This is a genomic window from Aquabacterium sp. (assembly GCF_041915145.1).
Lineage (GTDB): Bacteria > Pseudomonadota > Gammaproteobacteria > Burkholderiales > Burkholderiaceae_C > Aquabacterium.
In genome coordinates this window covers 1-3,038 of sequence record NZ_JAYSBZ010000146.1, presented here as the reverse complement: position 1 = coordinate 3,038, position 3,038 = coordinate 1, and the positions used below count along the sequence as shown (strand labels likewise).

Genomic DNA, 3,038 nt, shown 5'->3' with positions numbered 1-3,038 from the left:
GGCAAGGCCACCGACGCTTACGACCGCGAAGTGGCGCAGAACGACGTGCGCAATTTCTGCCACTGAGCCGATCGGGGCGGCGACAAGCGCTCGCGCTGCCGCCGCACGCCGATCTTCACGTTGACGGCTCGACCACCACGCCGAGTTCACCAGCCAGACGCAGCACCAGCGCACGCAACGCGCTCACCTCGGTCTTGACGCCGGCGAGTTCGGCTCGCAAGTCCGCGATCTCGTCGGCGTGGGACGCCGAGGCGAAGCTGGCGCCGTCGTGCGCCCCCTCGCCCGGCACGCTCACCTCGCCGCACAACAAGTGGGCCCAGCGCGCCTCGCGCGAGCCCGCCGCGCGCGGCAGCTTCGCCACCATCTTCGGGTCGCGCTCGGCAAGTTCGTCCAAGAAGCCTTCGACCGACGAGATGTCGGCAAAGCGGTGCAGGCGTTCGGTGTGCAGCCGCAACTCGGCGGCGGTTTGCGGGCCGCGCAGCATCAAGGCGGTCAGCAAGGCGACCGACTGGCTTGGCACGCCGAGGCCGCGCGACGCGTTGTGATCGAAGCGCACGACACGGCTGCCGCTCACCTCGTTCACCAGGCTTTGCTCTTTGAGCCCCTCGATGGCCTGCAGCACGTCGGCCTCGCTGGCGTTCATCACCGGCTCGCGGGCCGTCTTCTGGTTGCACCCCAGCGTGAGCGCGTTGAGCGACAGCGGGTAGCTGTCGGGCACGGTGAGCTTTTTCTCGACCAGCACGGCCAGCACGCGGGCTTCCAGCGGGGTCAGGGTTCTAAGGGCCATGGCTTGCTTTCGTTCGTTCGCGACAGGGGCTCGTGGAGCACGGGCTCGGCGCAAATGACGATAGCACGCAGCCTCGCGGCAATGCCGCAAGAAGTGGGTTGGCTGCATCGGCCGCCCCCGGGCCTCGTCACTCGGCGATCAGCCCCCGAGGCGGGGTGGGTGTGAGTGATTTGCCTCAGGCACGACGCAGCCCGCCGCCCTACACTTTCAGCATTATGTTTTCGCCCGAAAAAGCTCTGGCTGGTGTGGTGGCCGTCGCGTGCGGCGTGGCTTTGGTTCGCCTGTTGCTCGGGGCCCGGCGCCAACGACGGTTCGATCAAGCCGCGCGCCGCTGGTGGGCCGCGCTCAAAGGGTTGCCGCAGCGCCTGCGACGTCGGCCGATGTCAAAGAAGGAAGCCGCCCAGTTGGCGCAAGACGCCATCGACCGGGCCCGCCAGCGCAAGCTGGGGCAGAAGGCCGATGGCCGCTGGGACGGCAACGTCTACCGTCCGAAGTCGTTCAAGGGCCCTCGCAAGCCTCACTGATCCGCCGCCGAAGCGGGGGAGTCACGCCCCTGCGGGCTCGTCGGGCGACACCACCGTGCAGTTGCGCCCCTGGGCCTTGGCCTGGTAGAGCGCCTTGTCGGCACGGTCAACGGCGTGCTCGATCGAGTCGCCCGGGCCAAACGCCGCCAGCCCAGCCGAAAATCTCACCCGCAGCTCGGGCACGCTCTCGCTGATCTGGGCGTCGGCCAAGCGCACCCGCAGGCGCTCCAGCCCGGCCACGGGGTCGTTTGGCGGCACCACCAGCATCACCACCAGGAATTCTTCGCCGCCCCAGCGGCCGATCACGTCGGTTTCGCGCAGCACTTCCTTGGCCATCTGGGCAAAGCCGCGCAGCACCTCGTCGCCCACCGGGTGGCCCCAGGTGTCGTTGACGCGCTTGAAGTGGTCGAGATCGATCAGCGCCACCCAGAACTTCACCACGCCGCGCTTGCTGCGCGCCGCGTGCTCGCCGAGCACCTCGGTGATGTGGCGGCGGTTCACCAGGCCGGTGAGCTCGTCGCGGATGGCCATCTCCTGGATCTGCTCCAGCGCCTTCTCGAGCTCGCGCTTCTGGGCCTTCAAGCGCTCGCGCATGCGGTTGAGCTGGGCCGCGAGCTGCGAAATCATGGGCATGACCGTGGCCACGAACACGAAATACATCCACTCGATCTTGACGGGGTAGTGCCCAGGGTCGGACCAGCCCTTGTAGGCCATGGTCGCGCCCATCGCCACCACGGCATAGACGGTCGAAATGCGGGCCCGCTGCGCGTTCATGTTGAAGATGCCGAACACGAGCACCAGGGCAAACAGGATCAGCGTGCCGCCATGCCCTTCGTTGGTGATGGCGTAGGCGCCGCAGATCCAGGTCAGCGCGGCCACGATCTGCGGCAGCGTCAGCGACGGATCGGCGAAGCGCTGGTTCCAGCCCGATCGCATGGCCACGTAAAAGCCGGTGCACGACACGAAGATCAGCGTCGCCAGCGCCGCGCCCTCGCGCGGCACCATCAGGCCGATCACCGAGCAGTACACGATCAGCCCGACGCAGATCACGAACACCAGCGACGACATCAGCGAGCGCGTGATGCGCAGCCGCTGCTTGGAGTCGGTCGTCAGCACCCAGTCCAGCCAGCCCGATGGTTGCCGGGCATCGGCCGGCGCATCGACAGCTGCCGGCGACAGCACGCCGGCATCGGAGGGCGCAGGAGCGGTTGAGGGATGGGTCATGCCATCACATTAGCGAATCTTGGGGGCAAGCAAGCAGCGATATCCACGCGAATCACGGCATTGTTTGACGCACCGCCCGGAATCTCGCCACGCAGAATCGCCAAAGTCGGCAATTGCGCCGACCCGGTGCCGCCTCATGCGAGCGCTGCACACCGCAACCGGATCACCGATGACGGACGAATCGAAACGCTCGATCAAGCAAAGCAAGCCTGCAGCCCGGCCACACCGAGCCGCGGACAGCTGCGAGCGCATGCTGGACGCGCTCGTCGAGCACGCCTGCGACGCCATCCTGCGTCACGACGCCAGCCTGCGCTGCGTCTACGCCAACGCCACGTATCTGGCGGCATCGGGGGCCAGCCTGCAAGACCTCGGCAAGACCCAGCCCGATGGGAGTCTCCTGCTCGGCGCGCCGGGCTATCGAGCCGGCCTGGCCCGCGCCCAGGCATCCGGCGCCCAGCAATCCACCGAGATCGAATGGGCCGACCAGCAAGGGCGCCAACACG

General features: G+C 67.7%; 4 protein-coding genes. 2 read left to right on the top strand and 2 right to left on the bottom strand.

The window, feature by feature from the left end:
- Positions 1–115: 115 nt before the first annotated feature.
- A complete protein-coding gene (locus ACE3SS_RS15240) occupies positions 116–787 on the bottom strand; it encodes a YceH family protein (RefSeq protein WP_374595411.1) in 672 nt (223 codons plus the stop codon).
- 380 nt (positions 788–1,167) lie between these two features.
- Between ACE3SS_RS15240 and ACE3SS_RS15235 the strand changes: the two genes are divergently transcribed.
- A complete protein-coding gene (locus ACE3SS_RS15235) occupies positions 1,168–1,311 on the top strand; it encodes a hypothetical protein (RefSeq protein WP_374595409.1) in 144 nt (47 codons plus the stop codon).
- Between the two features lie 21 nt (positions 1,312–1,332).
- Here ACE3SS_RS15235 and ACE3SS_RS15230 read toward each other — a convergent pair whose 3' ends face one another.
- On the bottom strand, positions 1,333–2,535 hold the full coding sequence (locus ACE3SS_RS15230; RefSeq protein WP_374595407.1) for a GGDEF domain-containing protein: 1,203 nt from the start codon (positions 2,533–2,535) through the stop codon (positions 1,333–1,335).
- Positions 2,536–2,785: 250 nt separating this feature from the next.
- On the opposite strand from ACE3SS_RS15230, the gene ACE3SS_RS15225 reads away from it, so the two are divergent.
- Positions 2,786–3,038: hypothetical protein (locus ACE3SS_RS15225; protein ID WP_374595405.1), on the top strand; the 253-nt coding region annotated here is incomplete at its 3' end.

Bases quoted from the DNA above. Each gene is read 5' to 3' on its own strand.
- ACE3SS_RS15235 (WP_374595409.1), top strand. From the start codon at position 1,168: ATGTCAAAGAAGGAAGCCGCCCAGTTGGCGCAAGACGCCATCGACCGG.
- ACE3SS_RS15230 (WP_374595407.1), bottom strand. From the start codon at position 2,535: ATGACCCATCCCTCAACCGCTCCTGCGCCCTCCGATGCCGGCGTGCTG.
- ACE3SS_RS15240 (WP_374595411.1), bottom strand. From the start codon at position 787: ATGGCCCTTAGAACCCTGACCCCGCTGGAAGCCCGCGTGCTGGCCGTG.